Below are 1,763 nucleotides of genomic sequence, written 5' to 3' on the forward strand. Positions count from 1 at the left end.
GATATAATAATATTAATAAAAAAAGAAATTACAATCTATGAATTTAGAGAGTAGTTTCCTAAAATGTTTAATGTTTCTTAAGCTTGATTTTATATCAAGCTCGAAACCACTCTTGGCCGAGAGTGGTTTTTTTATTTTGTTACTTTATTTTAGCATTCATAGTATAGTTAGTATTTAAATCAATATCCTTTTTTAATGGAACTGCTACTTTATATTTCTTATTTATATCTATGTTATCAATTATAAACGTAGCTAATCCACTACTATAATGCTCATCTTTCACATTGTTCCAATGTCCATTTGAAGGTAACTTCCCCTTATGCGTTACATATATTCCACTATAAATGTCCCTCATATCCTCATCAAATAAAACTATCTGACTAAGGTTTCGATAATCTCCATTTATCTTTAGTGTCACAATTGTATTCCTGTCATTAGTTTTAATATCTTTAACTACTACACTAGTTTGTCCACCTGTTTGAATTTCTTTATCTATTAACTCCTCAATAGTATAGAATTTCATTTCTTTATCTATATCTAAATGATAACTAATTTTTTTACCCTCATATTTATGCGCTGGCTTAGTATCTACTTCTAAATCTCTTTTCTCTACGTTTCTAGAGAAAATCTTATCTTCTATTTCACTATTTGCTTCCATTGTCGTTACCATTTTTACTGTATCTTGGTTTAAAATTTTACTCTCTATAAATGCAGTTTCTGTATAAGGGGTTATGCTTAAACTTTCTATATTTGATAAGTCATCATATATCGCTAGTTTAGTATTCCATTTTTTACTTTCATCAGTATGTCCATCTATTAACGAATATCTATATTCTTTTCCATTGTTATCTACTATTTTATAGCTCCCAAAATGCCACTTATTATCTAGAGTTTCATCATAAGTTAACTTTATATAAGCTGCAAATGGTGTTATTTCTAAACTCTCAAAAGTCATAACCTTGCTATCTATGTAAATATTATCATTTACTTCAATCTTTTGTATAGATTCTTCTTTTTCTACGTCAATTGAAAATATCCAATTACCTTTTAACTCTTTTTTATAGTTACTTCTCCATTCGTTTGAACTTATTTCTAATTCATTTATATTTATATACACTTTAGTAGTATCATTTATTTCAGTATCACCTACATATGCACTTATAATTAAACTCGCTTTATTGTCACCTATTTTTTTTATTACATCTGGCCCTCCACCAACAAGATTTTCTTTATCTCCAATGCTAACAGTTGTATCAGTATATAAACTATATTTCAAATCATTTTCATCATATTGCTTTAAAAATTCACTTTCAATAGTTATGTTAGCAATGAATGTTTGGCTATCTAAAGCACTACTCTCTAGTGTTAATATACCATTTTTATCCTTTACAACAATATTATTAGAGTTATTTTCGTCTTTTAATTTTTCAATATGTGCTTGTGGTATTGCATTTTCTATAAAATTATTTATTACGCTTTCTATATGAGGTAATGCTTTAACGACAATAGGAAATGTAACTATAGTACTGATTCCACCTATAACTAATATACTTGCTACTTTATTTACCTTTTTATACTTATTTTTTTTATTTTTACCTCTGTTTATTGCCATTTTAGTTACTTCATCTATATTCTCTGGAATTTTTATATCATCAAACTTACTCATTATCTCTCCTCCTTCAATATATCGTATAACTTCTTCTTACCTCGCCTTATATAAGACTTTACTGTGTTTTCATTACACTCCATAACTTCTGAAATTT

2 protein-coding genes are annotated in these 1,763 nt (G+C 27.1%); both read right to left on the reverse strand.

The features are described 5' to 3' along the window. Positions 1-139: 139 nt before the first annotated feature. Positions 140-1,666, reverse strand: coding sequence for a DUF5643 domain-containing protein (locus ACRDBA_RS10470; RefSeq protein WP_438572868.1), 1,527 nt, complete (start codon positions 1,664-1,666; stop codon positions 140-142). Further along, entirely contained in the window at positions 1,666-1,761 is a 96-nt protein-coding gene (locus ACRDBA_RS10475; RefSeq protein WP_438572869.1) for a sigma factor-like helix-turn-helix DNA-binding protein, read from the reverse strand. The genes ACRDBA_RS10470 and ACRDBA_RS10475 overlap by 1 nt, the downstream gene beginning before the upstream one ends. Positions 1,762-1,763: the final 2 nt, after the last annotated feature.

It is taken from the genome of Clostridium sp. (genome assembly GCF_051654825.1).
In the GTDB taxonomy this organism is placed as follows: domain Bacteria; phylum Bacillota; class Clostridia; order Clostridiales; family Clostridiaceae; genus Clostridium.